Source organism: Pseudonocardia charpentierae, from assembly GCF_031845345.1.
Lineage (GTDB): Bacteria > Actinomycetota > Actinomycetes > Mycobacteriales > Pseudonocardiaceae > Pseudonocardia > Pseudonocardia charpentierae.
This window is the reverse complement of sequence record NZ_JAVREJ010000005.1, coordinates 16392-42329: the sequence shown is the minus strand read 5'-3', so window position 1 is coordinate 42329 and position 25938 is coordinate 16392. Positions and strand designations below refer to the sequence as shown.

Sequence of the window (25938 nt, the reverse complement as noted above, 5' to 3'; positions counted from 1 at the left end):
GTGAGCCACGCCGGACCGGCGCGCCGTCCGTGCCGGACGCCGACGCGCGGGTCCCCACCGCGTCGCCGTGGCGCCGGCCTGCTCCCCCGAACACACGCGCGCCGCGCAGCCATCGCCACCACGTGCCCCCTACCGGTACATGCCCCGACTTCGACCGGCGGTTAACCTTCCCGACCCGAGCCGACGCGTGCCCCGGTGCGTCGCCTGTGGGCACGTCGCGACGTGGCCCACGGCCGGATGAGACCCCCCAGGTTCATGTGTTACTCGCTCTGCCCGGGCCCGGCAAGTGGACCTTTTCGCAGAGCAGGCTCCCCCGGATCGACCCCCGCGGAAGTTCACCCGGACGTGCCGGGCGCCACATGCAGCCATGAGGCAGCCTGGCTACGTTTGGTAAAAGATTGACTGCGGAAAGTGTGCGTCGCAAGGAGGTGCTGGTGCTGTCGCGCATCGTGATCCTCCTGTTCACAGCCTGGATGCTCGCGCTGACCGCCGCGTTCTACGCATTCCCGGCATGGCACCTCGTGCTCTGGAGCTCGCTCGCCCTGAGCAGCGCGGGTGCCATCGCGGCCGGCGTGGTGATCCACCGTCCGTCGCACCCGATGCCGTGGTGGGTTCTCGCGCTCACGGTCACCGTGTTCGCCGCGGGCGACACCACGTACAACGTCCTCACGACGGTGCTCGGCCAGGAGCGGCCGTTCCCGTCGCTGGCCGACGTCTTCTACATCGCGATGTACCCGATCGCCGCTGCCGGCCTCGTGCTGCTCATCCGGCGCCGGACCGGTGGCCGCGACCGGGGCAGCCTGCTCGACGCGCTCAGCGTCACGACGGGGCTGGCCCTGCTGAGCTGGATCTTCTTCATCGGTCCCTACGTCCACGACGCGGCGCTCACGTGGCGGGAACGCGCGACCTCGATCGCCTACCCGCTCGGCGACGTCCTCCTCATGGCGACCCTGGCCCGCCTGCTGATCACGAGCGGCACCAACCGTGCCGCCGCACTGCTCGGCACCGGCGCCGTGGGGCTCCTCGCCTCCGACGTCGTCTACGGTCTCGGCCAACTCGACGGCACGTGGGCGATCGGGAGCTACTACGACCTCGGCTGGGTGGTGTTCTACATCGCCTGGGGTGTCGCGGCGCTGCACCCGTCGATGACCGATCTGACGGCTCCCGACCGGGGGGCCTCGGCCGAGATGAGCATCGGACGCATCACGCTGCTCGTGGCGGTGTCGCTGGTCGCCCCGGGCGTGCTCCTGGCCGAGGCGCTCACCGGCGACGTCACCCACGGGACGATGATCGCGGTGTCGTCCGCCCTGCTGTTCCTGATCGTCCTGACCCGGCTGGCCGGCGTCGTCTCACGGCACCGGCAGGCGGTCGAGCGTGAACGCATCCTGCGCTCGACCGGTGCCGATCTGGTGTCGGCCACCGACGCCACCGCCGTCGCCGCGTCCCTGCGCGCGGCGGTCGGCCGCCTGGTCCCGGCGAACGCGCCGCACCGCGCGGTGCTGCTCATCGACGGCGAGTCGGCCGGCGTACCCGGTCCCGGACCCGGCACCCCGGACGAGGCGAGCTGGTTCGTGAACGTGGAGACTCTCGACGGTGCGGCCGCCCGCGAGATGGAGGGGTTCGCGACGGCGCTGGTGTGCCCCCTCGTCCCGAACGGCCGTCCCACCGCCGGGTCGTCCGTGGGCCTCCTCGTCGTCGCCGCCGCCGAGACGGTTCTGCTCACCCTGCGCGGTGCTCTGGAGGTGCTCGCGTCCCAGGCCGCCCTCGCGGTCGAGCGCGTGACACTGAGCCAGGAGGTGACCCGGCGCAACAACGAGGCGTACTTCCGGACGCTCGTCCAGAACGCCCACGACGTGATCCTGATCGTCGACGACCGCGGCCTCATCCGGTACGCCAGCCCGTCGGCGGAGACGCTGCTCGGCCCGGGCTCGACGGTGGGGAGGCGAGCCGTCGATCTCGTCGTCGATCGCGACGCCGCCGAGCGGGCGCTGCGCTCCCTGTGGGCCGGGGAGGCGAGACCGGGAACCCGCAGTTACCAGATCCTGCGCACCGACGGGAAGCGCGTCGACGTCGAAGTGGCCTCGCGCGACCTCCGCCACGATCCCACCGTCCGTGGCGTCGTGCTCACCATGCGCGACGTGACCGAACAGCGGAAGCTCGAGGACGAGCTCACCCACCGGGCCAGCCACGACTCGCTCACCGGGCTCGCGAACCGGGTCCTGTTCCGCGACCGGGTGGAGCGTGCACTCGCGGCCGACGACGGCCGGGTCGTGGGGGTCCTCCTGGTCGACCTCGACGACTTCAAGCTCGTCAACGACACGATGGGGCACGGAACGGGCGACGAGCTGCTGGTCGCCGTCGCCGGCCGCCTCACCGCCACCCTGCGCCCCCACGACGTCGCGGCGCGGCTCGGTGGCGACGAGTTCGCGATCCTCATCCAGGGCGCGGCGAACGCGACCGAGATCGAGGAGATCGCGGCGCGGGTCGTCGACGCCCTCGGCGCTCCCCTCGACGTCGTCGCCGGGATGACGACGTCGGTGAGCGTCGGCGTGGCCACCACGCCGGGCGCGCGCAGCTCCGCCGAGATGCTCAGCCAGGCCGACCTCGCCCTCTACGCCGCCAAGGGCGCGGGCAAGGGCCGGTGGCGCCGCTACGAGCCCGGGCTCCACCTGGCCGCGGTCGACCGTCTCGAGGTGCGCAACGAGCTGGAGCACGCGATCGCCTCGGGCGCGTTCACGCTGCGCTACCAGCCGATCGTCGAACTCTGCAGTGGCGCGCTGGTCGGTGTGGAGGCACTCGTGCGCTGGCGCCATCCCCGCCGGGGTCTCGTGCCGCCGGGCGACTTCATCCATGTGGCCGAGGAGACGGGGCTGGTCGTGCCGCTGGGCTCGTGGGTGCTCGACTGCGCGCTGAGCGATCTCGCCCGTTGGCGCCGGAACGGCGCGTCGGGGACGTCGGTCATGATGAGCGTGAACGTCTCGGCCCTCCAGGTACGCGCACCGGACTTCCTGAACACGCTGGTGGCGGCGCTCGCCCGGTGGGAGGTGCCGGCGGAGTCGCTCGTGCTGGAGATCACGGAGACGGCGCTGCTCGGCGAGGACGACCGGGTCACCGCGGACCTGTCCGCCCTGCGCGAGCTCGGCCTGCACATCGCCATCGACGACTTCGGCACCGGCTACTCGTCGCTGGACTACCTCCGGCGCCATGCCATCGACGTCCTGAAGATCGACCGGTCCTTCATCAACGGGATCGAGAGCTCGGGCCGCCAGGCCGCGCTGGTCGGGGCGATCGTGCACCTCGCCCGGGCGCTCGACCTCCGAGTCGTCGCCGAGGGGGTGGAGACCGCCACGCAGCGCGACGTCCTGCTCCAGGCCGGCTGCCGTCTGGCGCAGGGGCACCTCTTCTCGGTCGCGGTCACGGCCGACGAGATCGTCTCCCGGCTGCTCGCCGCCGCTCCCCGACCCTGGGCGGCACACGCCGACCTCGCCCGCTGATGACGATCATCGACCGGCCCGACGGGGGCCTGCACCGGAGCCTGGCGCACCTCCGTCACGACCCGCGCCTGTCCGTGCTGTCGCGGCTGCACCGGTCCAGCCCGATGCTGGACGCCGTGATCGACGAGGTGCGCGGGAGGCGCATCCGCGTCGGCGAGCACTGGCTGGCCGACTTCGCGTCCTGCAACTACCTCGGGTTCGACCTCGACCCGGAGATCGCTGCCGCGATCGGCGAGCAGGTGGGGCGCTGGGGGACGCACCCGAGCTGGTCGCGGTTGCTCGGCAACCCGCGGCTCTACCCCGAGATCGAGGAACAGCTGACCGAGCTCCTGGGCTCCCCCGACTCGCTCGTCCTTCCGACCATCACGCACATCCACTCCTCGGTGCTGCCCGTACTCGCCGGCGACGGCACCGTCCTGCTGGAGACGAGTGCGCACCGGACGATCCACGACGGGGCGATGGTCGCCGCCGCGGCCGGTGCGACGGTCCACCGCTTCCGGCTCGACGACCTCGACCGGCTGGCCGACCTGCTGCGCGTGGCGCCGGCCCGCGGCCCGCGCGTCGTCTGCGTCGACGGCGTGAACAGCATGACGGGTAACCCGCCGGACCTCCCCCTGCTGGCCCGGACCTGCCGCGAGCACGGTGCACTGCTCTACGTCGACGACGCCCACGGCTTCGGCGTGCTCGGCGAACGCGCTCCCGACGAGACCTCCCCCTACGGCCGCTGCGGCAACGCGGTGGTGCGGCACTTCGGCGAGACCTACGACGACATCGTGCTGGTCGGCGGGTTCTCGAAGGCCTACTCGTCGCTGCTCGCCTTCCTGACCGTGCCGACCTGGCTCAAGGAGCACCTCAAGGTGGCGGCGCCGCCCTACCTGTACTCCGGGCCGTCGCCGACCGCCTCCCTTGCGACCGTGCTCGCCGGCCTGCAGGTCAACAGGTGTCGCGGCGACGCGATCCGGGCCGATCTGCACCGCAAGACGCAGCGCGTGCTCGACCACCTCGCCCTGCTCGGGGTGTACACGCCGAACGTCAGCGGCACCCCGATCGTCGAGATCCCGCTGGCCGCCGCCGACGATCTCGACGTCGTCGCCCGGCTGCTCTGGGACGCCGGCATCTACGTCACGCTGGCCGCGTACCCGCTGGTGCCCCGCGCCGCGGTGGGCTTCCGCGTGCAGCTGACCGCGGCCAACACCGACGACGAGGTCGACGAGCTGCTCGCCGCGATCACCGCGCTCGCTGAGCGGTCGCTCCTGCGGTGAGCGGCGCCGACGCCGACCGTCGGTGGCGCAACGCCGATCCGGACTGGGACCGCTGGCCGGTCCCGGTCTACCTCGCGGAGAACTACCGCGACCTCCACGAGAGCGACGACGCGGTGATCGTGCACCACTCGGCGGTCTACCGCGGTCTCGCCCGCGGAAGTCTCGGCCGTGCGGTGGAGATCGGGTCGGGGCCGAACCTCTACCCGCTGTTCCTGGCGTCGGGCGCGGCGCGGCGGATCGACGCGGTCGACCGGAGCGCCGCCGGGCTCGGCTACCTCCGCCGGCAGCTCGCGGAGGGCCCGGACCCGATCTGGGATTCGTTCTGGCAGCGGTGCCGGGCGCTGAACCCCGCGTTGCCGGACACCGTGGAGGAGGCGCTCGCGCGTGTCCAGGTCCGCCTCGGCGACGCCTTCGCGCTGGCCGGCTCGGACTACGACCTGGCATCCATGCACTTCGTCGCCGAGAGCGTCACGGAGGATCCCGACGAGTTCGAGGAGTTCTGCGCGGCGTTCGTGGCGACCGTCCGACCGGGCGGCCACCTCGTCGCGGCGTTCATGGAGAACATGAGCCGGTACGAGCTGGGCGACGGCTCGCGGTGGCCGGGCACCCCTGTCGACGGCGCGGTCGTCGCGCGGGTGTTCGGTCCGCTCACCGAGGATCTGCGGGTCTCGCGGATCGACGCCGACCCGGGTCTCCCGGAGTACGGCTACACCGGGATGGTGCTGATGCGGGCCCGGCGGCCTCGCGTCACCTGACGCTCGTCGGCCTGTTCGCCGGACGATCAGCTCGGTTGATCGTGCGGGAGAAATCCGGCCTGGTCGGGCCCCATCGAGTCCCGGACGATCAGCTCGGTTGATCGTGCGGGAGCACCGGGGCCGGTCCGGGCGAGTATCTGTCCCCGACGATCAGCATGCCTGCGCACCACGCGGGCTCAGAGCCGGTGGCCCCGGTTGCGGGCGACCCAGTCCGCGTAGTCGGCGCGCTGCGTGGAGAGCTGGTCCGGCGTCAGCCCGAGGCGCTCCCCCAGCACGTCGGACACCGCAGCGACCGCAGCGGCGTCGCCGTCGGCCGACCAGTAGAACGATCCCGTCCGCCGCACCAGCACGTCGGAGACGGTCCGTGCCATCTCGTCGTCCACCGCGTGGCGGATCTCGGCGTCGGTGAGCTCGGTGCCCGCGATCGGTGCGTGGCCGCCCGCCCTCGCGACCGCAGAGGCGGTGCCGCCGTAGCGGCGCAGCCAGCGCTCGGCGAGGTCCGGGGCGACTCCTACGAGCTCCCGCTCCGCCCGAAACCGCTCCCCCGGATCGCCGCCGGCGATGGGGACGGACGCGGTCGTGGTGTCGGGAACGCCGCGGACGCCGTGCCGCTCCCGGAGTTGCTCGACTACCCGCTCGACGATCTCGCGGCCCATCAGCCGCGCCGTCGTCAGCTTGCCGCCAGCGGCGGTGATCATGCCGCCGGGCCCCTCCGTGATCGAGTGCTCGCGGGAGGCGTCGGAGTTGGTCGTGCCGGGCGGCGGCGCGACGATCGGACGCAGGCCCGCCCAGGAGGCCACGAGGTGCTCGGGCCCGACCTTCACGTCTGGCAGAGTGTGGTTCGCCGCGTCGAGCAGGTAGGCGATGTCCTGCTCGTCGGCGACCACGTCGTCCGGCGAACCGGTGAAGTCGGTGTCGGTGGTGCCGACGTAGACGTGGCGCCCGTCGGCCGCCGGGGTGGGCCAGACGACGCGGCCGTCGGTGGGCGACCGCCGGAACACTGCGGTGTTCAGCGGGAAGTCGTCGGTGCGCAGCACGATGTGCGCCCCCTTGGTGGGGCGCAGGGTCGGGGTACGGACGTCGCGCTCGAGCCCGAGGACACCGTCGACCCACGGCCCCGCCGCGTTCACGACGGTCCGCGCGCGCACCGTGAACTGCTCACCGGCGAGACGGTCCGTCACCTCGGCGCCCACGACCCGGCCGCCGTCGTGCACCAGCCCGGTCACCTCACGGTGGTTGGCCACCAACGCGCCCGCGCGGTGGGCCGACTCCAGGACGTCCAGCACGAGCCGGGCGTCGTCGGTGAGGGCGTCGTAGAACAGGCCGCCCCCGCGCAGGCCGTCCGGCTTGAGGTACGGCTCCCGGCGGAGAACCGCGCCGCGCCCGAGCATCCGGTGCCGACGGCGCCGAGGAGCGCGGGCGAAGGCGTCGTAGAAGGTCAGGCCGAGGTTCAGCAGCGCCTTGCCCTCGGGATCCCCCTCGTAGATCAGATAGAGGAAGGGCCGCAGCGCCGCGAGGTGCGGGGCGATCCGCATCATCACCTCACGCTCGCGCACCGACTCGTGGACCATCGCGAACTGGTAGGTCTGCAGGTAGCGCAGGCCGCCGTGGATCAGTTTCGACGAGCGCGACGACGTGCCGGAGGCGAAGTCGTCGCGCTCCACGAGCACGGTCGAGAGCCCGCGCAGCGCGGCGTCGCGGGCGACCGACGCTCCGGTGATACCGCCGCCGACGACCAGGACGTCGGCTGTCGCGGGCAGGTCGGCGGTGGTGAACCGCCTCATGTGTGGATCCAGCCCTTCGCCCGTTCGACGGCCCGGCCCCAGTCGGCGTAGAGGGCGTCGCGAGTCGCCTGGTCCATGGACGGCGTGAAGACGGCGTCGTCGCCCGCCTCGCGGAAGCAGTCCTCCGGGGTCTTCCACACACCCACCGCGAGGCCGGCGAGGTAGGCGGCGCCGGTGGAGGTCGCCTCCACGTTCGCCGGGCGGTGGACGGTGGCGTCGAGCATGTCGGCCTGGAACTGGAGCAGGAAGTCGTTGGCCGAGGCGCCTCCGTCCGCACGGAGGACGGTGATCGACCGTCCGGACTCCTCGGCCATGAGGTCGATGAAGTCCTTGATCGAGTAGACGATCCCCTCCAGGGCCGCCCGGACGATGTGGGGCCGGATCGTCCCGGGAGACAGGCCGATCAGCAGGCCTCGCGCAGTCGAGTCCCAGGACGGTGCGGCGAGCCCGGTGAGCGCCGGGACGAAGTACACGCCGTGGGTGTCGGGGACGCTGCGGGCCAGCGTCTCGGTCTCCGCTGCGGAGCCGAGGAGGCCGGCGCCGTCGCGCAGCCACTGCACGGCCGCCCCGGTCACCGGCGCGTAGCCCTCGAGGCCGTACGTGACGACCCCGTCCAGGCGCCAGGCGATGATCGTCGAGAGCCCGTGGTCGGAGATCACCGGCGTGGAGCCGGTGTTGAGGTCGAGGAAGGTGCCCGTGCCGTGGGTCGTCTTCGCCTCGCCGGGGCGCAGGCAGCCCTGCCCGAACAGTGCGGCCGACTGGTCGGCCACCGCAGCCGCGATCGGCACCTCGGCGCCGAGTACGTCCGCACTCGTCGTCGTGATGACCCCCGAGTCGTCGACGACCTGCGGCAGCACCGCCCGGGGGATGTTCAGAGCGTCGAGCCACTCGCCGTACCACTCGCCGGTATGGATGTCGTAGCACCCGGTCACGACGGCGTTCGACGCGCTGATGACGTGCGCGGCTCCCCCGCTGAGCTTGTACACGAGCCACGAGTCGATGGTGCCGAACGCCAGCTCGCCGGCCTCGGCCCGGCGGCGCAAATCGGCGTCGTTCTCGAGCAGCCAGTGCAGCGACATGCTGGAGTAGACCGGCGCCAGCGTCCAGCCGGTGCGCTGCCGCACCTTCGCACCCCACTCCGGGGCCAGCGCCGCGGCGATCGGTGCCGTCCGCAGGTCCTGCCAGACGATCGCCCGGGTCACCGCCTCGCCCGTCGCCCGGTCCCACAGCAGGCTGGTGCCGCGCTGGTTGGTGATCCCGACCGCGACGAGATCGGTGGCCGTGATGTCGGCCGCCTGCAGAGCGTCGTGGATCCGGTCCAGGGTCAGCCGCCAGATCTCCTCGGCGTCGTGCTCGACACGGTCGGGAGCGGGATGGTGCTGGGTGAACTCGCTGTAGGAGGCGCTGAGTCGGGTGCCGTGGCCGTCGAAGACCAGGGCCCTGGTGCCCGTGGTGCCCTCGTCGACGACGAGGATCCGGTCGTCACTCATCGGTGAGCCTTCCTGATCAGAGACCGAGCTTGCCCGGGTTGAGCAGGCCGTCGGGGTCGAGCGCGTGCTTGAGCCTGCGCAGCACGCGGTGCGCAGAGCCGAGCGAACGGCGCGAGTAGGGAGAGCGGGCCAGGCCGCCGCCGTGGTGGTGCGACAGCTCGGCGCCGTGGTCGAGACAGGTCTGCATCGCGGTCGCCCAGATCTCGGTCAGGCGGGCCGTGGCGGCCGCGTCGTCGTCCGCCCGGCCGAGCAGGATGACGTACATCGACGTGCCTTGGGTGTAGACGTGCGAGAAGTGCACGAGCACCTCGTCGGCGAGCGGCTCGAGCACCTTCCGAAGTGCGGTGTAGAGCGCCTCGATGTGCCGCCAGGTGTGGGCGACCTCGATCGTCTCCGCGTAGCCGCCCGCGGTGTCGAGCAGGCGCTCGACCGTGGAGAAGTCGAAGCGCCGGTCGAGCCACGCCTCCACCGGTTCCGGGCCGATCGCGACGGCGCCGTACTCCTCCGCGATCGCCGTCAGCACGGCCATCTCCGCGGCGGCGATCGCGGGCTCGCCCTCGGTGCCGGTGAACAACACGGGGCTCGAGACGTCGGCGTCCGCCATCGCGTGGCGGGCCTCGTCGACGTCGTAGAGGCGCAGCAGTGCGGGTCGCAGGCCCCGGGCCGCCTGCGCACGCAGGATCGCCAGCCCCGAGACGACGTCCGGGACGCGGAACGCCGCCAGCTCGCGTGCCGCCGGAATCGGCATGATCTTGAGTGTGGCACGGGTGATCACCCCGAGCGTGCCCTCCGAGCCGAGGAAGATCCGGCGCAGGTCGGGGCCCATCGCCGCGCGCGGCGCGGCGGTCAGCTCCGCCACCGCACCGTCGGCCAGCACCACGCGATAGCCCACCACCAGGTCCTCCACCCCGCCGTAGCGGGAGGAGAACTGTCCGGTGGCGAGCGTCGCGAGCCAGCCGCCCACCGAGGATCGGTACAGCGACTGCGGGGAGAAGCGCGTCGTCCAGCCCGCCTCCTGGAGCGCCCGCTCGAGCTCACCGCCGTTCACACCGGCGGGAACGGTCACGGTCATGTCGATCTCGTCGATCTCGTGCGGCCCGGTCAGGCTCGAGACGTCGAGCACGATCCCGCCACGCGTCGGGAGCGGCTGCCCTGTCACGGACGAACCGAGCGCGCGGGTGGTGACCGGGATCCCCGTCTCCTCGGCCACGCGCAGCACGGCGACGACGTCGGCCTCGTCCGCGACCCGGACCACCACGTCGGCCTGGTGAGGGTGCAGACCCTGACGAGCCCACTTGGTGGCGACCGGCCAGGTGTCGTGGCTCGTGGCCGCCAGCACGGCCGGGTCGGTACTGACGGCGTCCGGGCCGACCGCCTCGGCGAGCCTCTGGACGAGCAGTGCGGTCTCGGACACGTCGCTTCCCTGATCAGAAGGAGAACTACCGCGTCCTTAATACTCCATTTTTGGAGCACTGTCCAGAGGCGCTAGGGTGATCAGGCGATTGAGGCACCGGAAGCGGGACGAATGGGCGAGCGCGTGAGGCCGGCGGCGTGGGATCGGCCGTTGCCGCGGGTGCTGCGCGCGATCGTGCTCGACGCGCTGCGCCTGGGAACCGGTGCGGCGCTGCCGACGAACGCCCACTACCTCGGAACGGTCGGGGCCACCGCCGGAACCATCCAGCGAGCGGTGGCCGTGCTCGCCGAGCAGGAGGCGCTCACCACCACGTCGCACGGCGCCGGCGGGCGGCAGATCGGGTCGCTGCACGTGGGACGGGCGTGGACGCTCGCCGGGCTCGCCCCGGTCCGCCTGCTACTTCCTCCGAGCGGCCCCGTCGAGTTCGACGCGCTGGTCGACGGGATCACGGACCGGTTGACCGGGCTCGGCCTGCCCCACACCGTCAGGCACCTGCGCGGCGGTTCCCGCCGGCTCGACGCCGTGGCCGGGGGCGCCGCCGACGTCGCGGTGGTGTCGTCGGGAGTGCTCGGCGCCGCGGCCGACCGGCTCGGCGAGGTCCCGATCCGACAGTTGGGGCCGGGCACCTACTACGCGGCGGGGGCCGTGGTGTCCGTCGTGCGCGCCGCCGATCCGCCGACAGTGCCGGCCCGCGTGGCCATCGACCGCGACTCCCCCGACCACACGCTGCTCACCGAGGCCGCGTACCCGCCCGATGAGGGCTACGAGTACGTCGAGCGTCCGTTCCCGGAGGTGCCGGCGGCCGTCCTGCGCGGCGACGTCGACGCCGGGGTCTGGCACCGTAGCCCGTCGGTCGTCCCGCTCGACCTGGCCGGGCTCGCCTGCATCCCGCTGGGCTCCGCCGCAACGGAGGTGTGGGCCGAGATCTCCGCCGCCGCCCTGGTCGGCGCGCCCGAGCGCCCGGAACTGCGCGCGGTGCTCGACGCCGTCGCCCTCGTCTGAGGCGACGGCTACTCCAGAGACGTCGTGACCGACACCGGCGAAGGACCCGCCCCCGACCGGTTCACTGTTCGAGCGCTGGAGGCGGCGAGCCGCGGCGCGTAGCGTCCGGCTCCGCGACCTCCGGCGCGGGGCGGGGCCGGACGATGAACTGGCCGAACGTCACACCGGCGGCGAGGGCGAGGGCGATGGCCAGCGCGAGGGTGATGGTGACCAGACCGTCGGCGATGTACTGCGGCCGCGAGGAAGCCAACTGGTAGAAGCCGCGGTAAGCGGTGAGTCCGGGCAGCAGCGGGATGATGCCGGCCAGGATGATCACTTGCCGGTGCACCGTCGTGCGGCGGCGGATGAGTTCGCTCCCGAGGCCGACGAGCACAGCGGCGAGCCCGGTCGCCACGACAGGACCGAAATCCGCGTACTGGGTGAGTGCGCCGTAGGCCGCCCAGCCGGCCCCACCCGCCAGCGCGGCAGCGCCCAGCGAGCGCAGTGGTGCATAGCAGGCGAGCGCGAACATCGCGGCCGCCACTGCCGCCGCGAAGGTTGAGATCCCGAACCGGGTGGCGTCGGCGGCCACCAGTTCGGCCGGATCGAGGAAGAGCCCGAACCAGATACCCATCTTCAGCCCGAGGATGACGCCGGTGAGCAGCCCCGCGGACAGCAACCCGATCTCGGCGGCACGGCCTGCTGCGGTCACGACGTGTCCGGCGATGGCGTCCTGCACCGCTCCCATGACCGACAACCCCGAGAGCAGCACGGTGATGCTCGCCGCGATCACCAGCGACGGCCCGGTCTCCGACGGCAGCGCGCCGACCGCCAGAAGACCGATCGTGCAGGCGGTGGCGACGAAGCCCCCGATCATCTGCAGAAAGAACGACGCGACGCCCCGACGGCCGAGGAACCGACCGAGGCGATCGATGATCGCGGTGGTGACGAACGCGGTCAACCACGTCTCGGGGCCACCGCCGAGCAGCAGCGCCACCGCGGCGGCCAGTCCGGCCCAGCCGGCCGTGGCCGCCCAGCGCGGGTAGGGATGGGGCGCACGGGCCGCCTGGGCCAACGCGACTTCGGCAGCCGCGACTCCCATCTCGCCGCGGATGACCTGATCGACGATGCGGGTCACCAGCGCCAGCCGGGTCAGGTCCGTAGTGCGGTAGCACACGAGCCGCATCGACGTCACGGGAGCGGCGAGCCGTCCCCGCCGACAGCACATGACGATCGAGGTGAAGGTGATGTCGACGTCGACCGTGGCCAAGCCGCAGGCCCCGGCGAGGCGCGTCATCGTCGCCGACGTGTCCGCAGCGGCTTCCCCACTGGACAGGAGCACCTCGCCGACCTGCAAGCACAGGTCGAGCACCTGGAACACCCGCTCGTCCGACGGGAGATCCGGGCCGACGGGCCGGAGTAGCTCGACGGTCGGAGGCCCGCCGTGCAGGATGTCGTGTGTCTCGCGGCGCAGGGCATCGCGGAGCCGACGATCGAACCGGATCATGTTGCGGACAGTCGCATCGCACACCTGCTGGAAATCGCCCTGAAATACCACCGCAACTATAATCATGTCCGTACACCGGCCAGAGGCCCGGGAGCGTGGCTCCCGACGACCCGTTCACGATGACAGGCATGAGCGATCGGGGGCGGACCGTCCGTGACAGGGCGCGCACACTGCTGCACCGACTCCGCCGGGTACCTCATCGGGTCGAGGTGCTCGACGGGCGGCTCGGAGCGGTGGACCGCGAGGTCCTCGCCATCCGCCACGGCCTCACAGAAGTGCAGTCGCGCCTGGACCGGATCGCCGCGAGCGTCGGGGAGGCCGGACCCCGGTTCGCCGAGCTGCGCGACTCGATCCACCTCGTGGCGCGCCGCTCTGCCCTACACCGCCGGCGGACCCGGGTGCTCTTCCTGGTCCACGTCCTCGGCGCCTGGGACTCCTACCACGCGGTCGTCGAGGCGATGGCCGCCAGCAGCGACTTCGAACCGATCGTGGCCTCGATCCCGCGCCGGTTCCGCGGCTCCCGCGGCCTCTACGGAGAGGAGGAGGTACACCGCGGCCTGGCCGAGCGGGGTGTGCCCCACCTGCGGTTCTCGGCGGACGACCTCGACGGCACCCTCTCGTTGATCAAGACGATCGAACCGGACGTGATCTTCCGGCAGTCGCAGTGGGACGCCGACGTGCCCGAGGAGTTCGGCACCGCCCGGCTCGGTTTCGCCCGTACCTGCCTTGTCCCCTACGAGACGATGAACATCGTCGTGAACGTCGCCGACGCGGTCACCGCCAACTCCGCCGTCGACACCGACTACCACCGCGCCGCGTGGCTGGTCTTCTGCACCAACGAGATGATGCGCGAGATCGCGGTCCGGGACGGCATGCGTGACGGCGCGCAGTTCCGCGTCGTGGGCCATCCCAAGGCGGACCACCTCCGGTCTGCGACGCCGAGCTGGCCGGCGCCCCCTGCGGCCGGCGACGCTGCTCGGCCCGGCCGCATCGTCTGGTCCGCGCACCACACCATCGGACACGGGTGGACGGACTACGGCGCGTTCCATCTCATGCGCGACGACATGCTCGCGTGGGCCCGACAGCGCGACGACGTGCAGTTCGTCTTCATGCCGCATCCGGCGCTCCTGCCGTTCCCGGACTCGGAGGACTCGCCGATCAACCGCGCCGAGTTCGATGCGTGGATGAGCGAATGGGCGGCACTGCCCCACTGTGACGTGCTGTCGGAGACCGACTACGGCCCGACGCTGGCCGCCTCGGACCTCATGGTGACCGACGGGCTGTCGATGCTGGTCGAGTACCAGCTCCTGACCAAACCGGTGATCTTCTTCGAGCGCCGTGGCCACCGGCCGTTCAACGTCATCGGCGAGCAGGTCGCCCGCGGGGTGCACACGGTGCACACCGTCGACGCCGCCCGACGGTTGGCCGACAGGTTCCTCGGCGGCGAGCCGGACCCGCTCCGCGACCGACAGCGCAACAACGTTCGGGCGTTGTTCGGGGTCGGCGACAGCGTCGAGCGGATCCTCACCACGCTGCGCGAGGAGATCGCGCGGGAGCGGGGCACGGCGAACGTCGATCCGACGACCTGACCGGCTCTCAGCTCCGCTGGCAGCTCAGGCGCGCATGGCGAGGACCGTTGAACGCACGTCCTGCGAGAACCTCCGGAGGTGCTGTTCGGCGGCCGCCCGCGCGGCGGGAGCGTCCCCGCGCACGACGGCCTCGACGACCGCCCGCTGGCTGCGGATGTGCTCGTCGCCTGCCAACTGATCCTGCAGGCAGAAGTTCCAGATGCGCAGGGCCAGGTTGGCGTACTGGTTGAGGGTCGCCTCGAGGAACTCGTTCCGGGTGGCGGCGTAGATGGCCCGGTGCACCCGGGCGTCGAGTTCGGTGTGGTCGGCGCGATCGTGGCTACCGTGCTCCAGGTCCGCGAGCCGCTCCAGCAGTGCCGCGCGGTCCTCCTCCGTCGCTCGCTCGGCCGCCAGCGCCGCTGCAAGGCCCTCGAGCTCCACGCGGATCTCGGTGAGCCGGGCCTCGTCGGCGATGTTGATGCGGGAGACGAAGGTGCCCCTCCGGGGGTAGGTGACCGCGAGCTTCTCCAGCGTCAGCCGCTTCAGTGCGTCGCGGATCGGGGTGAGCCCCAGCCCCAGCGACGCGCTGAGGGCCTTCTCGTCGAGCGGCGCTCCCGGCTGCAGGCTCACCGCGACGATCGCGTCGCGGATCCGGCGGTACGCCTGGTCCACCAACCGCTCCTGCCCTTGAACGGCAGAAACCTCGTCGGTGGAGCTGCTCATCCCTCCAGGGTAGCCGGAGTGACGACAGACTGACATATCTGTGCAACTCCGGCGGTCGCCGCCCTCCGCGCCGGGCCGGCGGAGGTGAGAAGCCGGGCGGTCCGCCACCCTCGCAGGGAGCTGATCACCGCCAGTCCTCGGGCCGCCTCCAGGTCCAAGTCCCGGAGCACCCGCTCGTGCAGGACACCGCGGTCGAGCAGGCGGGCCCGCTCGACGCCCGGCAGGCACCCCGACGACAGCGGGGGCGTGCACCAGGTCCCGTCGAGGTCCAGGGCGAGGGTGGCCCGGGTGACCTCGGTGAGCTCGCGGCGCGTGTTGACCATGATGACGTCGTCGACGTCGGGCCGCCGCAGCCGCCGACGCTCGTAGGGCTCCCGGAACGTCGTCTTGTGGTAGAGCCACCGCTCGAACGGGTCGACCGGGTCGTGGTCGAGTGCGAGGAGAACGGGGCCGGGCAAGGCCGCGGGGAACGGCTCCACGTCGACGGCCACCGCTCCGGTACGCCGCAGCCGCAACCGGACCCGTGCCGCGCCGCTTCCCGTCGTCCGCGAACGCAGCGCCTCCGTCGCGTCGGACAGGTCGAACCGGAACCCCAGGTGCTCGGCCGACTCCGCCATGCGCCGGAGATGCCGATCGCGGTTGCGCAGACCCCGGTGCGGCTCGTACCGGAGGGTCTCCAGCAGCTCGAACTCATGGACGTGTGCCGCGAGAACCGCCGCCTTCGTGACGACCTCGGCGTGCTCGGCCGCGGGCTCCGAGTCCCACGTGATGCCCCCGCCGGTGCCGTAGACGGCGTCGCCGGTCTCCGTGTCCACGACTGCGGTCCGGATCGCCACACTGAAGCGGGCCCGGACGGGCGCGTCGGGCGGCCCGACCAGTCCGATCGCGCCGCAGTAGACGCCGCGGGGTGCCGGCTCCAGCGAGCGGATGACGTTCATGGAGCTCGCCTTGGGCGCCCCGGTGACGGACCCGCAGGGGAAGAGCGCCCGGAACAGCTCGACCAGCCCGGTCTGCGGCCGCAGGCGCGCGGTGACGTCGGAGGTGAGCTGGAGCACCGTCTCGAAGCGCTCCACCGTGAATAGGGCCGGCACGGCGACGCTGCCGGTCTCGGCGACGCGGGCGACGTCGTTCCGCAGCAGGTCGACGATCATGACGTTCTCGGCCTGCTCCTTGGCGCTGTGGCGCAGCTGCCGGGCCAGGACCTCGTCCTCGCGCGGGTGCCGCCCGCGCCGGGCGGTCCCCTTCATCGGACGGAGCAGGATCTCGTCGCCGCGGCGCTCGAAGAACAGCTCCGGGCTGGCGCTGGCGACGGCGAAGCGCCCGAGGTCGAGGTAGGCGTTGTGGGCTCCGCGCTGGCCCAGGGCGAGGTCCCGGTACAGCCCGAACGGGTCGCCGTGCACCCGTCCGGCCATCCGGACCGTCAGGTTGCACTGATACGTGTCGCCCGCGGCGATGCGCTCACGAACGCGGGCGACGTCGCGCGCGTGCTCCTCGGGCGTCCACGTCGGTCGCCATTCGGCACGAGCAGGAGGGTGCCCGGCCGCGTCGGGGTCGGCGTCGAGGGGCCGTACGGCGGTCGGCTCGTCACAGAGGCCGAACCACACCAGCGGCATGCCCATCGGGCCGGCCCCGTGCACGGCGAGGTGCGGGTCGAGCCCCGCCGCGGCCTCGTACGCGACGTACCCGAAGGCCCAGCACCCGGCGTCCGTCGCGCGCTCGACCTCGACCAGGACGCCCACCACCTCGTCGGGCCGCTCGGCGACGAGCACCCGGTACGGTGCCGGACACTGGACGGCGGTCCCGGTCCTGAGGTCGTCGAAACGGGCCCATGGCTCCAGGGGCTGCGCCCGTGTGCTCAGCACTCGACGACGTTGAGGGCCAGCCCGCCGCGGGCGGTCTCCTTGTACTTGACGCTCATGTCGGCCCCGGTCTCCCGCATGGTCTTGATGGCCTTATCCAGGGAGACGTGGTGAGCACCGTCGCCGCGCACGGCCATGCGCGCGGCGGTGATGGCCTTGATCGACCCGACGGCGTTGCGCTCGATGCAGGGGATCTGCACCAGCCCGCCGACGGGGTCGCACGTGAGCCCGAGGTTGTGCTCGATCCCGATCTCGGCGGCGTTCTCCACCTGCTCCGGCGTGCCACCGATGACCTCGGCGAGGGCACCGGCCGCCATGGAGCAGGCCGAGCCCACCTCGCCCTGGCAGCCGACCTCGGCTCCCGAGATCGAGGCGTTCTCCTTGAACAGCAGCCCGATCGCGGTGGCGGTCAGCAGGAACCGCACCACGCCGTCGTCGGAGTAGGAGTCGATGAAGTCACGGTAGTAGTGCAGCACGGCCGGCACGATCCCGGCGGCACCGTTGGTCGGCGCGGTGACCACGCGGCCACCCGCGGCGTTCTCCTCGTTCACCGCCAGCGCGTAGAGCGTCACCCACTCCATCGCCCGCAGCGGGTCGGTGTCGTTCCGGTTGGCCTCGAGCTGGTCGTGGAGCGCGGCGGCCCGCCTGCGGACCTTGAGACCGCCGGGAAGCACTCCGGGGGTGCGCATCCCGCGCTCGACGCACTCCTGCATCACCGCCCAGATGTGCAGCAGACCGTCGCGGACCTCTGCTTCGGTGCGCCAGGAGAGCTCGTTGGCGAGCATGATGTCGCTGATCCGCAGCCCCGACTCGCGGGCGTGCGCCAGCAGCTCCTGTCCACTGTGGAACGGATACCGGACGGGGGTGCTGTCTTCGACGATCACCGGGTTGCCGGCCTCGTCCTCGTCGAGCACAAATCCGCCACCCACGGAGTAGTACTCGCGCCGGTCCAGCTCGGCCCCGTCGGCGTCGAACGCGAAGAAGAGCATCCCGTTGGTGTGGAAGTCGAGACGCTTGCGGCGGTGCAGGACGACGTCGTCGTCGACGGAGAACCGATGGCGTGCTCGCCTGCCAGCGACAGCTTGCCCGCGTGGCGGATGGACTCGACCCGCGGACCGGCCGTGCTCGGGTCGACGAGATCCGGCTGTTCGCCCTCCAGCCCCAGAACCACGGCCTTGACGCTGCCGTGCCCGTGCCCGGTCGCACCAAGCGAGCCGAACAGCTCGCAGCGCACCCGCGCCACCCGGGCGAGCAGTCCCTCCTCGCGAAGACGGAGTGCGAAGGAACAGGCGGCCCGCATCGGGCCGACGGTGTGCGAACTGGAGGGGCCGATCCCCACCTTGAACAGGTCGAAGGCGCTGATGGTCATCCGTCCTCCATTCGCTCGTCGATCTCGAGGCTGATATATCAATCGTATAGTCAGTGTATGTCGGTCACAACGACGGAACAAGACTTCTGGTCCAGCAGCATTTACGATCGACTGGTGACTGCTGCCCCACTCGAGCTGGACGCGACCCCGACGTCCCTGGCGGACAGGGCCTACCTCGCCATCCGGGACCAGCTGATCATGTTGGACATCCAGCCCGGCGAGCCGATCGACGACGATCAACTGGCGAAGTCGCTCGGTGTGGGACGCACCCCCGTGCGGGAGGCGTTGAAGCGTCTCGAGGTCGACCGGCTCGTGGTGTCGTACCCCCGCCGAGGCACCTTCGCGACCGGCATGGACATCGCCGACCTCGCTCACGTCTCGGAGATCCGTGTGCAGCTCGAGCCTCTGGCGGCGCGGCGGGCCGCCGAGCGCGCCCCGCGCGCGACGCGGGCCGAGCTCGACGAGCTCGCGTCCCGCGTCGAGGCCCTCGACATCGCCCGGAGCGACCGGACGGAGGTCATGCGGTGGGACCTCGGCGTGCACCGGGCGATCTACCGCGCCGCGAACAACCCGCACCTCGAAGACGTGCTCATCCGCTATGACAACCTCGCGACCCGCATCCACTGCATGTTCCTCGATCGGCTTTCCACACTCGACATGCACGTCGTCGCGGAACACGTGGCGTTGCTGCGCGCCATCGCCGCCGGGGAGGCCGACCGCGCCGGCGACCTCGCCCGCGAGCACGTCCTCCGCTTCGAGCGGGCGATCCGCGCAGTGATCTGACGCGGCCGTTGCGGCCTGCCGGGCCATGTTGCAGCCGCACGATCAGCCCGGTTGATCGTCCGGGAACAGCGCGGCCGGCCGAGCTGCCCGCCGAGGTCGTCGCCGAGGCGGACGACTGCCGGCTGCCCGTCGTCGAACTCCACCGTGCGGTGCAGTTCGTCGAGGTCACCAAGGAGATCAACGGCCTCCTCACCAACGAGTCGGTCCGCCGCCTGCAGCTCGCCGACCGTGTCTCGCACGCGCTGGCCGCCGCACTCGCCGACGGGTCCGGGGTCGACGAGCTGATCCGACTTCTGGCCACGGTGGGCAGCGCCGACGCGCAGCTGACCTCGACCACCGGCGAGGAGATCGCGACCGCACGGGCGGACGACCCGGAGGTGGAGCCGGACGGAGCGCGTCCCCGCCGCAGGCGTGGCGGGACACGTCCCCTCGTCGCACCGGTCCGCAGCGGCGGTGTCACGGTGGCCACGCTGTCCCTGACGCCCACCGCGGACGCCGACCCGCTCCTCGTCGACGCCGCCATCGACCGCGCCCCGGAAGCCGTCGGCCTGGCGCTGCTGCGCACCCGCCTCCTCTCCCGGGTCGAGCGCGACACCCACGAGTTCCTGTCCGTGCTCCAGAGCGGGCGGCCGACGGAGCGCATCCTGGCGGCGTACGCGGACCGGCTGGGGCTGACCGACCGGGATGCCTACGCCGGGATCGTCGCCCTCGTCGACCTGCGGCCCGGGGTGATCACCGACGTTGGAGACGGCGATGCGGCGCCACGCCCGCGCCGCGGTCAGCCAGATGCGCGAGGGACTCCTCTACGCGGTCGTGGGTTCGGCTCCCCACGCCGTGATGGACTGCGTGGAGCTCTCCGTGCCCCGCTTCGTCCACGCCGTGCGCGACGACGCCGTCGTGGGTGCACTCGTCGATGACGTGCTCGGAAAGCTGATCGCACACGACCGGCGCCGCGGCACCACACTGTTCGACACCTCGCCACTTATCTGCGGCACGGCGCCAGCAAGACGGAGACGGCGAAGGCGCTACACCTGCAGCGACAGAGCCTCTACCAGCGGTTGAGCCGCGTCTTCGAGATCATCGGCGAGCCCGTTCCCGGCTTGACCGAGTACGGCGCGCTGCTCGTCGCCGTCGAACTGGAGACGGCCCGGCGCGTCAGCCGCCTTTCCGGCCGATGACCTCGAGAACAGGCGGTGGCTCCTGCCCTCGCCGCAGCGCTGCGCCGATCTGGCTAGCCGCGCGGAGCAGGTGGTCGACCGCGTGGATATCGCACCCCTTGCTGCGCCGTCGCACAGCGACGACGACCGTCACACCCTGCACAACAGCTGTGCCGGCCTGAAAGGGTGTGCGACACCGCCGAGGTGTGTGACGGGGAGGCGAGTGGGCCCTGTCGGTTACGGTGAGCAAGAGGTCAGGGAGTCGTCCCGGTGAACCACGCGTCCACGACCTGCTTGTTGTCGGCGGCCCACTGCGTGGCCGTCGCCTGCTCCTGGCCCTTGCCGCCGTTCTGGATCTTCAGCATCAGGTCCGAGAGCTGCTCGGGAGTGATCGTGAAGTTCTTCAGCCAGCCCGCGACCTCGGGGTTGGCTTCGCCCCAGCCCTTGGTGGCGAGGATCTGCATCTGGTCCGGCGGGCCGAAGGCCGTCTGCGTGTCGTCCAGCACCTTGATCGGGAAGCGGCTGAACGCCCAGTGCGGCTGCCACAGCGTCACGACGATCGGCTGCTTCTGCTTGATGGCCGAGTCGAGCGACGCGAGCATTGCGGGCGAGCTGCCCTCGACCAGGTTGTACTCGTCGCCGAGCCCGTAGCCCGGGATGACCTTCTCGCGCATGGCCTTCATCTCGCCGGCACCGGCCTCGATGCCCACGATGCGGCCGTCGAACATGGCGGCCTTGCCCTTGAGGTCGGCGACGGTGTTCACGTCGGTGACGTAGTCGGGCACGACGATCGTGTTCTTGCTCTCCAGCCAGGTGGTCACCACCTCGAGCTGGTCCTTGAAGCGGTCCCAGTACGCCTGGTGGGTGGTGGGCAGCCACGCGTCCATGTAGAGGTCGACCTGGCCGTTGGCCACGCCGGTGAAGGTGCTCGCGATGTCGAGCTCCTGCATGTTCACCGTGTAGCCCCGCTCCTCCAGGAGCGCCTTCCACAAGTTGCTGGCGGCGACGTCCTCGTCCCACCCGGCGACGACCGAGATGCTGACGTTCTTGTCGCCGGCACCGCCACCCGACCCCGAGCTGCCACCGCTGTTGCCACCGAACGAGCTCGACTGGCCGCTACAGGCGGTGATGGACGCGATGACGAGGGCTATGAGCCCGGCGAGCAGCGATGTGCCGCGTCGGCGTGGGGAGCGGGTCATCGTCGGCGACTCCCTGTCATGAGGACACCAGAGCGGGCTCGTCGGCGGTGCCGGCCGGTGCGGCTTCGGCCCTGCGGGTCTTGGTGCGACGGCGACGGGGCTCGGCGAGCGCGCTGGTGAGGCGGTCGAGGTAGATGGCGAGGAACACCACCGCGATGCCACCTTCGAAGCCCGCACCCACGTCGAGGGTGCTGATCCCCCGGACGACGACGGCGCCCAGGCCGCCCGAGCCGACCAGTCCCGCGATCACCACGCACGACAGGGCCAGCATCAGGGTTTGGTTGACCCCGGCCATGATCGAGGGCATGGCCAGCGGGAGCTGCACCTCGCGCAGCATCTGGCGGGGCTTCGCCCCGAAGGCGACTGCGGCTTCGGTGACTTCCTTGTCGACGCTGCGGATGCCCAGCTCGGTCAGCCGGACCGCAGGCGGGATCGCGAACACCAGAGTCGCGACGACGCCCGGTACGGCGCCGATGCCGAAGAAGAACACGGCCGGGATCAGGTAGACGAACACCGGCAGCGTCTGCATGAAGTCGAGGATCGGCCGGACCACGTTGCTGACCCGCCGGCTGCGCGCAGCCCAGATGCCGACAGGTATCCCGATCGCGACGGCGATGAGGGTGGCAACCACGACGAGCGCGAGGGTCTGCATGGCCTCGACCCACAGGCCCATCGCCAGGATCAGCAGGAACGCCAGCAGGGTGAACAGCCCGAATCCCCACTTGCGCTCGAGCAGCGCGAGCGCGACGAGGACCAGAATGACGATGTAGGGGCTCGGGGCGGTGAGGACGATCAGCACTGCGTCGAGCAGGACCAGCATCACCGTCGAGATGGCGTGGAACAACGGTCCGAAGTTGGCGGTCAACCAGTCGACGAACGCACCGACGGGCGCGCCCACATTGATCTCAGGCATTGCCGTTGTCCTTCCTCGCGCCATCGGCTGAGCTGTCGTCCTTGCCGGGTGTGGCGAGCGCGGCGAGCAGGGTCGCGCGGGGAACGACGCCGACCAGACGCCCGTCGGCATCGGTGACGCCCAGGGGCACGCTGTTGCGCCCTACGAGCGCACAGATGTCGGCCAGTGGCGTGTCCGCGTCGACGGCTCTGTACTCGTTGGTCACGAGTTGGCCCAGCGCGGTGCGGTGCTGCCCGACGGCGGCGGCAAGCAGATCCACGCGGGTGACGCCGGCGATCCCGCCCTCGTCGTTGAGCACGTAGGCGCCCACACCCTCGACGTTGCTCAGCCGGCGGAGCACGTCTTCGGGGTCGTCGTGCTCCGTGGCCGTGACCAGCGGCGCCTGCATGATCGTGCCGGCGGTGAGGACGCGGGAGCGGTCGACGTCGGAGATGAACTCGGCGACGTAGTCGTCGGCCGGGGTGTTCAGGATCTCCTGCGCAGTGCCGAGCTGCACCACCCGGCCGTTGCGCATGATCATGATGCGGTCACCCATGCGCATGGCCTCGTTGAGGTCGTGGGTCACGAACACGACCGTGCGCCGCAGGTCCCGCTGCAGCGTCATCAGCAGGTCTTGCATGTCGCGGCGGATGAGCGGGTCCAGCGCACTGAACGGCTCGTCCATCAGCAGGATGTCCGCATCCGACGCCAGTGCGCGGGCCAGTCCGACCCGCTGGCGCATGCCGCCCGACAACTCCCTGGGCAGCGCGTCGCCCCACTCCCCCAGACCCACGGTCTGCAGTGCCCAGTCGGCGCGCTCCGCCCGCGCGGCCGCGCCCTCGTTGCGGACGTGCAACGCGTAGGCGGCGTTCTCGCGCACCGTGCGGTGGGGAAACAGAGCGAAGTGCTGGAACACCATGTTGATCTTGCGGTTGCGCAGCTCACGCAATTCGCCCTCGGGCATCGTCGACACGTCACGGCCGCCGATCAACAGCTCACCCGACGTCGGCTCGACCAGCCGGTTGAGCATCCGCAGCACGGTCGACTTCCCGGATCCGGACAGGCCCATGATCACGAAGAACTCGCCGGGAGCCACGGAGAACGACACGTCGTCGGCGGCGGCCTTCGGCTTGTTCTCCGCCTCCGACTTCTTTCCCCCGAACCAGCCGGACGACTTCGACGCCGCCCCGCCCCGAGGCCCGTAGATCTTGGTCAATCCGGTGACCTGAATGGCCGGCTCGGCAGCCGGCCCGCCGTTCTGCGCGGCAGTCTGCGCACCCCGCAATTGGGTGGTCATCGCCACTCCGTTTCGCTTGTGTCTCGGCGGGACCCTGGGGCGGCCAGAGTCAAGGCATGGAACGCCACGAGGGAGGAGTGAACCTCACGCCATGGCGGCGGGCACTTCGAAGGGATTCATCGTCGCGGCATGCGCGAGGTCGCACCACACAAGTCCACCGCGCGCTCGCACCAAGAAAGCCGGGCCGGCACACAGGTCGTGACCTGTGTGCCGGCCCGGCTTCTTGGGTGCCGGCGTCGGGACTCAGAGGTTGCCGGCGTTCATCTCCGACAAGATGTGGTCGGCCTGTCGGGTCGCCAGCGCGACGATGGTCAGCGTCGGGTTCGCCGCCGCACCGGTCGTCATGACCGAGCCGTCGCTGACGAACAGGTTCGGCACGTCGTGCGCCTTGCCCCACCGGTCGACGACGCCGTCTTCCGGCCGATCGCTCATCCGGCACGTGCCGAGGTTGTGCGTCGACGGGTACGGCGGGGTGTGGTGCACGCTCAGCGCCCCGACCGCCTCGTAGAGCAGGTCCGCCCTCGCGTAGCCGTGGTTGCGCATCGCGACGTCGTTCGGGTGGTCGTCGAAGTTCACGTTCGGCACCGGGAGGCCGTGCTGGTCCTTGACCTCGGTGTTCAGCGTGATGCGGTTCGACTCCTGCGGCATGTCCTCGCCGACGATCCACATGCCGGCCGTGCGCTCGTAGGCGTCCATCTTCTCGGTGAAGGACCGGCCCCACTCCCCCGGCTCGACGAAGGCCGCCAGGAACGCCGGCCCGAGCGAGAGCGTCTCCATGTAGTAGCCGCCGGCGAAACCGCGCGAGGTGTCGTACTTGGCCTCGTCGGCGATGATCCCGGCCATCGTCTCGCCCCGGTACATCCGCACCGGCCGCTCGAAGGTCGCGTACGCGGAGCCGGTCATGTGCCGCATGTAGTTCCGGCCGACCTGGCCGGACGAGTTCGCCAGCCCGTCCGGGTGCAGCGAGCTCGAGCTCATCAGCAGCAGCCGCGGCGACTCGATGGAGTTGCCGGCCACGCACACCACGCGTGCGGCCTGCTTGTGCAGGTTGCCCGCGGCGTCGAGGTACTCGACGCCGTCGACCTTGCCGGCGTCGTCGTGGGTGATCTTCACGGCCTGACACTCCGGACGGAGGTCGAGGTTGCCGGTCTCCAGCGCCCGGGGGATCTCCCGGACGGCGGTCGACCACTTGGCGCCGCTCTTGTCGCCCTGGAAGTTGAAGCCGTCCTGCACCGACGCCGGCCGGCCGTCGTACGGCGTCGCGTTCGTGCCGTACGGCCCGGTCGCGTAGTACTTGTAGCCGACCCGCTCGGCGCCGTTGGCGAACACCTTGTAGTTGTTGTTCGCCGGGAGCGCCGGCCGCCCGTGCCGGTGGGACGACCCGATCGCCTTCTCCGCCTTGTCGTACCAGGGCGCCATCTCGTCGAGGGTGATCGGCCAGTCCAGCAGGTTCGCCCCGTCGATCTCGCCGTACACGGAACGCGTCCGGAACTCGTGCTCCATGAACCGCGGGGTGGCGCCGGACCAGTGGGTGGTCGATCCGCCGACGGCCTTGACGATCCAGGCGGGCAGGTTCGGGAAGTCGTTCGCCACCCGCCACGAGCCGCTGGTCGTCCGCATGTCCAGCCAGGCCATCTGCGTGAACGCACGCCACTCGTCGTTCTCGTAGTCGTCGCGGGTCAGGTGCGGGCCCGCTTCCAGCACGACACACTTCACGCCCTGCGTGGTGAGCTGGTGGGCGACGGTGCCGCCGCCCGCGCCGGACCCGATGATCACGACGACCGGGTCCTTGTGGTCGATGGTGGCCATCAGTTCGATCCCTCCGCCTTCACGAGCTCGGTGGCCACGATCTCGGCACGCGGTTCGCCGTCGTACTCCTCGACACGGGGGTCGGGCAGCCAGTCGAGGTCGTCGAAGCCGCGGTCGACGTAGCCGCCCTTGTCGAACGAGGGACCCTCGTAGCCGAGCAGCTCCCACACCTGGTGGTCGTCGTAGAGCGCGACGACGGTCGTGCTGTGCACCAGTTTGAAGAACGCGCCGTTGGCGACCTGCTCGACGATCTTGGTGGCGTCGGCGTCGGAGAGCCCGGCGAAGTCGCCACCGGCCTGCTCGTCGAGGTCGTCGAGGCCGTCGGCGAGCAGCTCCGCGGAGCCGTCGGCGTCCTGGACCGCCTTCGCCGTGCGCTCGTAGGGGTCGTCCGGGAAGTCGGGATGCGGGTAGGCCACCTTCAGCAGGCGCAGTAGCGTGCGCTGCTGCTGCTCGGACAACCCTGCGGGTGCGGTGCCGTCGCCCTCCGCGGTGTCCCGCTGAAGCTCGACAGGTTCCTGGGGCGGCTGCTCGGCGCTCTCTGATTCGGGCATCGTTGCTCTCCTCACCTACACGACCACTCGACCGTTTGGACCGG

The 25938-nt window shown here is 71.2% G+C and carries 18 protein-coding genes and 2 pseudogenes; 8 read left to right on the top strand and 12 right to left on the bottom strand.

Features of this window, described 5'->3' with window-relative positions; translation table 11 throughout:
• Positions 1-434: 434 nt before the first annotated feature.
• Genes RM445_RS09565 through RM445_RS09555 form a run of 3 tightly spaced genes read left to right on the top strand, consistent with a single transcriptional unit; the run spans position 435 to position 5511 of the window.
• Complete coding sequence (locus RM445_RS09565) at positions 435-3494, top strand: putative bifunctional diguanylate cyclase/phosphodiesterase (protein ID WP_311555801.1); 3060 nt, start codon at positions 435-437, stop codon at positions 3492-3494.
• Positions 3494-4756 carry an aminotransferase class I/II-fold pyridoxal phosphate-dependent enzyme gene (locus tag RM445_RS09560; protein ID WP_311555800.1) on the top strand — a complete coding sequence of 421 codons (1263 nt, stop codon included), beginning with the start codon at positions 3494-3496 and terminating at the stop codon, positions 4754-4756. Before RM445_RS09565 ends, RM445_RS09560 begins: the two co-directional genes overlap by 1 nt.
• Positions 4753-5511 carry a class I SAM-dependent methyltransferase gene (locus RM445_RS09555; protein ID WP_311555799.1) on the top strand — a complete coding sequence of 253 codons (759 nt, stop codon included), beginning with the start codon at positions 4753-4755 and terminating at the stop codon, positions 5509-5511. The genes RM445_RS09560 and RM445_RS09555 overlap by 4 nt, the downstream gene beginning before the upstream one ends.
• Positions 5512-5687: 176 nt before the next feature.
• Here the strand turns inward: RM445_RS09555 and RM445_RS09550 are convergent, their stop codons facing one another.
• Genes RM445_RS09550 through RM445_RS09540 form a run of 3 tightly spaced genes read right to left on the bottom strand, consistent with a single transcriptional unit; the run spans position 5688 to position 10199 of the window.
• Positions 5688-7295: a glycerol-3-phosphate dehydrogenase/oxidase gene (locus RM445_RS09550; RefSeq protein ID WP_311555798.1), complete on the bottom strand. Its 1608-nt coding sequence runs from the start codon at positions 7293-7295 to the stop codon at positions 5688-5690.
• The gene (locus tag RM445_RS09545; RefSeq protein WP_311555797.1) at positions 7292-8785 is read right to left on the bottom strand and encodes an FGGY family carbohydrate kinase; all 1494 of its coding nucleotides are present in this window, start codon (positions 8783-8785) and stop codon (positions 7292-7294) included. The genes RM445_RS09550 and RM445_RS09545 overlap by 4 nt, the downstream gene beginning before the upstream one ends.
• A 16-nt stretch (positions 8786-8801) precedes the next feature.
• Positions 8802-10199: an FAD-binding oxidoreductase gene (locus RM445_RS09540; RefSeq protein ID WP_311555796.1), complete on the bottom strand. Its 1398-nt coding sequence runs from the start codon at positions 10197-10199 to the stop codon at positions 8802-8804.
• Between the two features lie 111 nt (positions 10200-10310).
• On the opposite strand from RM445_RS09540, the gene RM445_RS09535 reads away from it, so the two are divergent.
• Entirely contained in the window at positions 10311-11201 is an 891-nt protein-coding gene (locus RM445_RS09535; protein ID WP_311555795.1) for a YhfZ family protein, read from the top strand.
• A 61-nt stretch (positions 11202-11262) separates the two neighbouring features.
• On the opposite strand, the gene RM445_RS09530 is transcribed toward RM445_RS09535, so the two are convergent.
• Positions 11263-12687: a threonine/serine exporter family protein gene (locus tag RM445_RS09530; RefSeq protein WP_311555794.1), complete on the bottom strand. Its 1425-nt coding sequence runs from the start codon at positions 12685-12687 to the stop codon at positions 11263-11265.
• A gap of 128 nt (positions 12688-12815) precedes the next feature.
• Between RM445_RS09530 and RM445_RS09525 the strand changes: the two genes are divergently transcribed.
• Positions 12816-14276, top strand: a complete 1461-nt coding sequence (locus RM445_RS09525) for a hypothetical protein (protein WP_311555793.1) — start codon at positions 12816-12818, stop codon at positions 14274-14276.
• Between the two features lie 24 nt (positions 14277-14300).
• Here RM445_RS09525 and RM445_RS09520 read toward each other — a convergent pair whose 3' ends face one another.
• The 3 genes and pseudogenes from RM445_RS09520 to RM445_RS09510 form a co-directional block, all read right to left on the bottom strand.
• A complete protein-coding gene (locus RM445_RS09520; protein ID WP_311555792.1) occupies positions 14301-14978 on the bottom strand; it encodes a GntR family transcriptional regulator in 678 nt (225 codons plus the stop codon).
• Positions 14975-16840, bottom strand: coding sequence for an aminodeoxychorismate synthase component I (pabB, locus tag RM445_RS09515; RefSeq protein WP_311555791.1), 1866 nt, complete (start codon positions 16838-16840; stop codon positions 14975-14977). The genes RM445_RS09520 and pabB overlap by 4 nt, the downstream gene beginning before the upstream one ends.
• Positions 16834-18206, bottom strand: a pseudogene (locus RM445_RS09510) (L-serine ammonia-lyase). Before RM445_RS09510 ends, pabB begins: the two are co-directional and overlap by 7 nt.
• A gap of 114 nt (positions 18207-18320) precedes the next feature.
• Between RM445_RS09510 and RM445_RS09505 the strand changes: the two are divergent.
• The 3 genes and pseudogenes from RM445_RS09505 to RM445_RS09495 form a co-directional block, all read left to right on the top strand.
• Positions 18321-18989, top strand: a complete 669-nt coding sequence (locus tag RM445_RS09505; RefSeq protein WP_311555790.1) for a GntR family transcriptional regulator — start codon at positions 18321-18323, stop codon at positions 18987-18989.
• A gap of 8 nt (positions 18990-18997) precedes the next feature.
• Entirely contained in the window at positions 18998-19906 is a 909-nt protein-coding gene (locus RM445_RS09500; RefSeq protein WP_311555789.1) for a hypothetical protein, read from the top strand.
• 63 nt (positions 19907-19969) lie between these two features.
• Positions 19970-20167, top strand: a pseudogene (locus RM445_RS09495) (helix-turn-helix domain-containing protein); the annotation flags it as partial.
• Positions 20168-20400: 233 nt separating this feature from the next.
• Here RM445_RS09495 and RM445_RS09490 read toward each other — a convergent pair.
• From RM445_RS09490 to RM445_RS09470, 5 genes are all read right to left on the bottom strand, one after another.
• The gene (locus RM445_RS09490; protein WP_311555788.1) at positions 20401-21345 is read right to left on the bottom strand and encodes a glycine betaine ABC transporter substrate-binding protein; all 945 of its coding nucleotides are present in this window, start codon (positions 21343-21345) and stop codon (positions 20401-20403) included.
• A 16-nt stretch (positions 21346-21361) separates the two neighbouring features.
• Positions 21362-22258, bottom strand: coding sequence for an ABC transporter permease (locus RM445_RS09485; protein ID WP_311555787.1), 897 nt, complete (start codon positions 22256-22258; stop codon positions 21362-21364).
• Entirely contained in the window at positions 22251-23534 is a 1284-nt protein-coding gene (locus RM445_RS09480) for a quaternary amine ABC transporter ATP-binding protein (RefSeq protein WP_311555786.1), read from the bottom strand. Before RM445_RS09480 ends, RM445_RS09485 begins: the two co-directional genes overlap by 8 nt.
• 243 nt (positions 23535-23777) lie before the next feature.
• Positions 23778-25343, bottom strand: a complete 1566-nt coding sequence (locus RM445_RS09475) for a GMC family oxidoreductase (RefSeq protein ID WP_311555785.1) — start codon at positions 25341-25343, stop codon at positions 23778-23780.
• Positions 25343-25894 carry a hypothetical protein gene (locus RM445_RS09470; protein ID WP_311555784.1) on the bottom strand — a complete coding sequence of 184 codons (552 nt, stop codon included), beginning with the start codon at positions 25892-25894 and terminating at the stop codon, positions 25343-25345. The genes RM445_RS09475 and RM445_RS09470 overlap by 1 nt, the downstream gene beginning before the upstream one ends.
• Between the last annotated feature and the right edge of the window lie 44 nt (positions 25895-25938).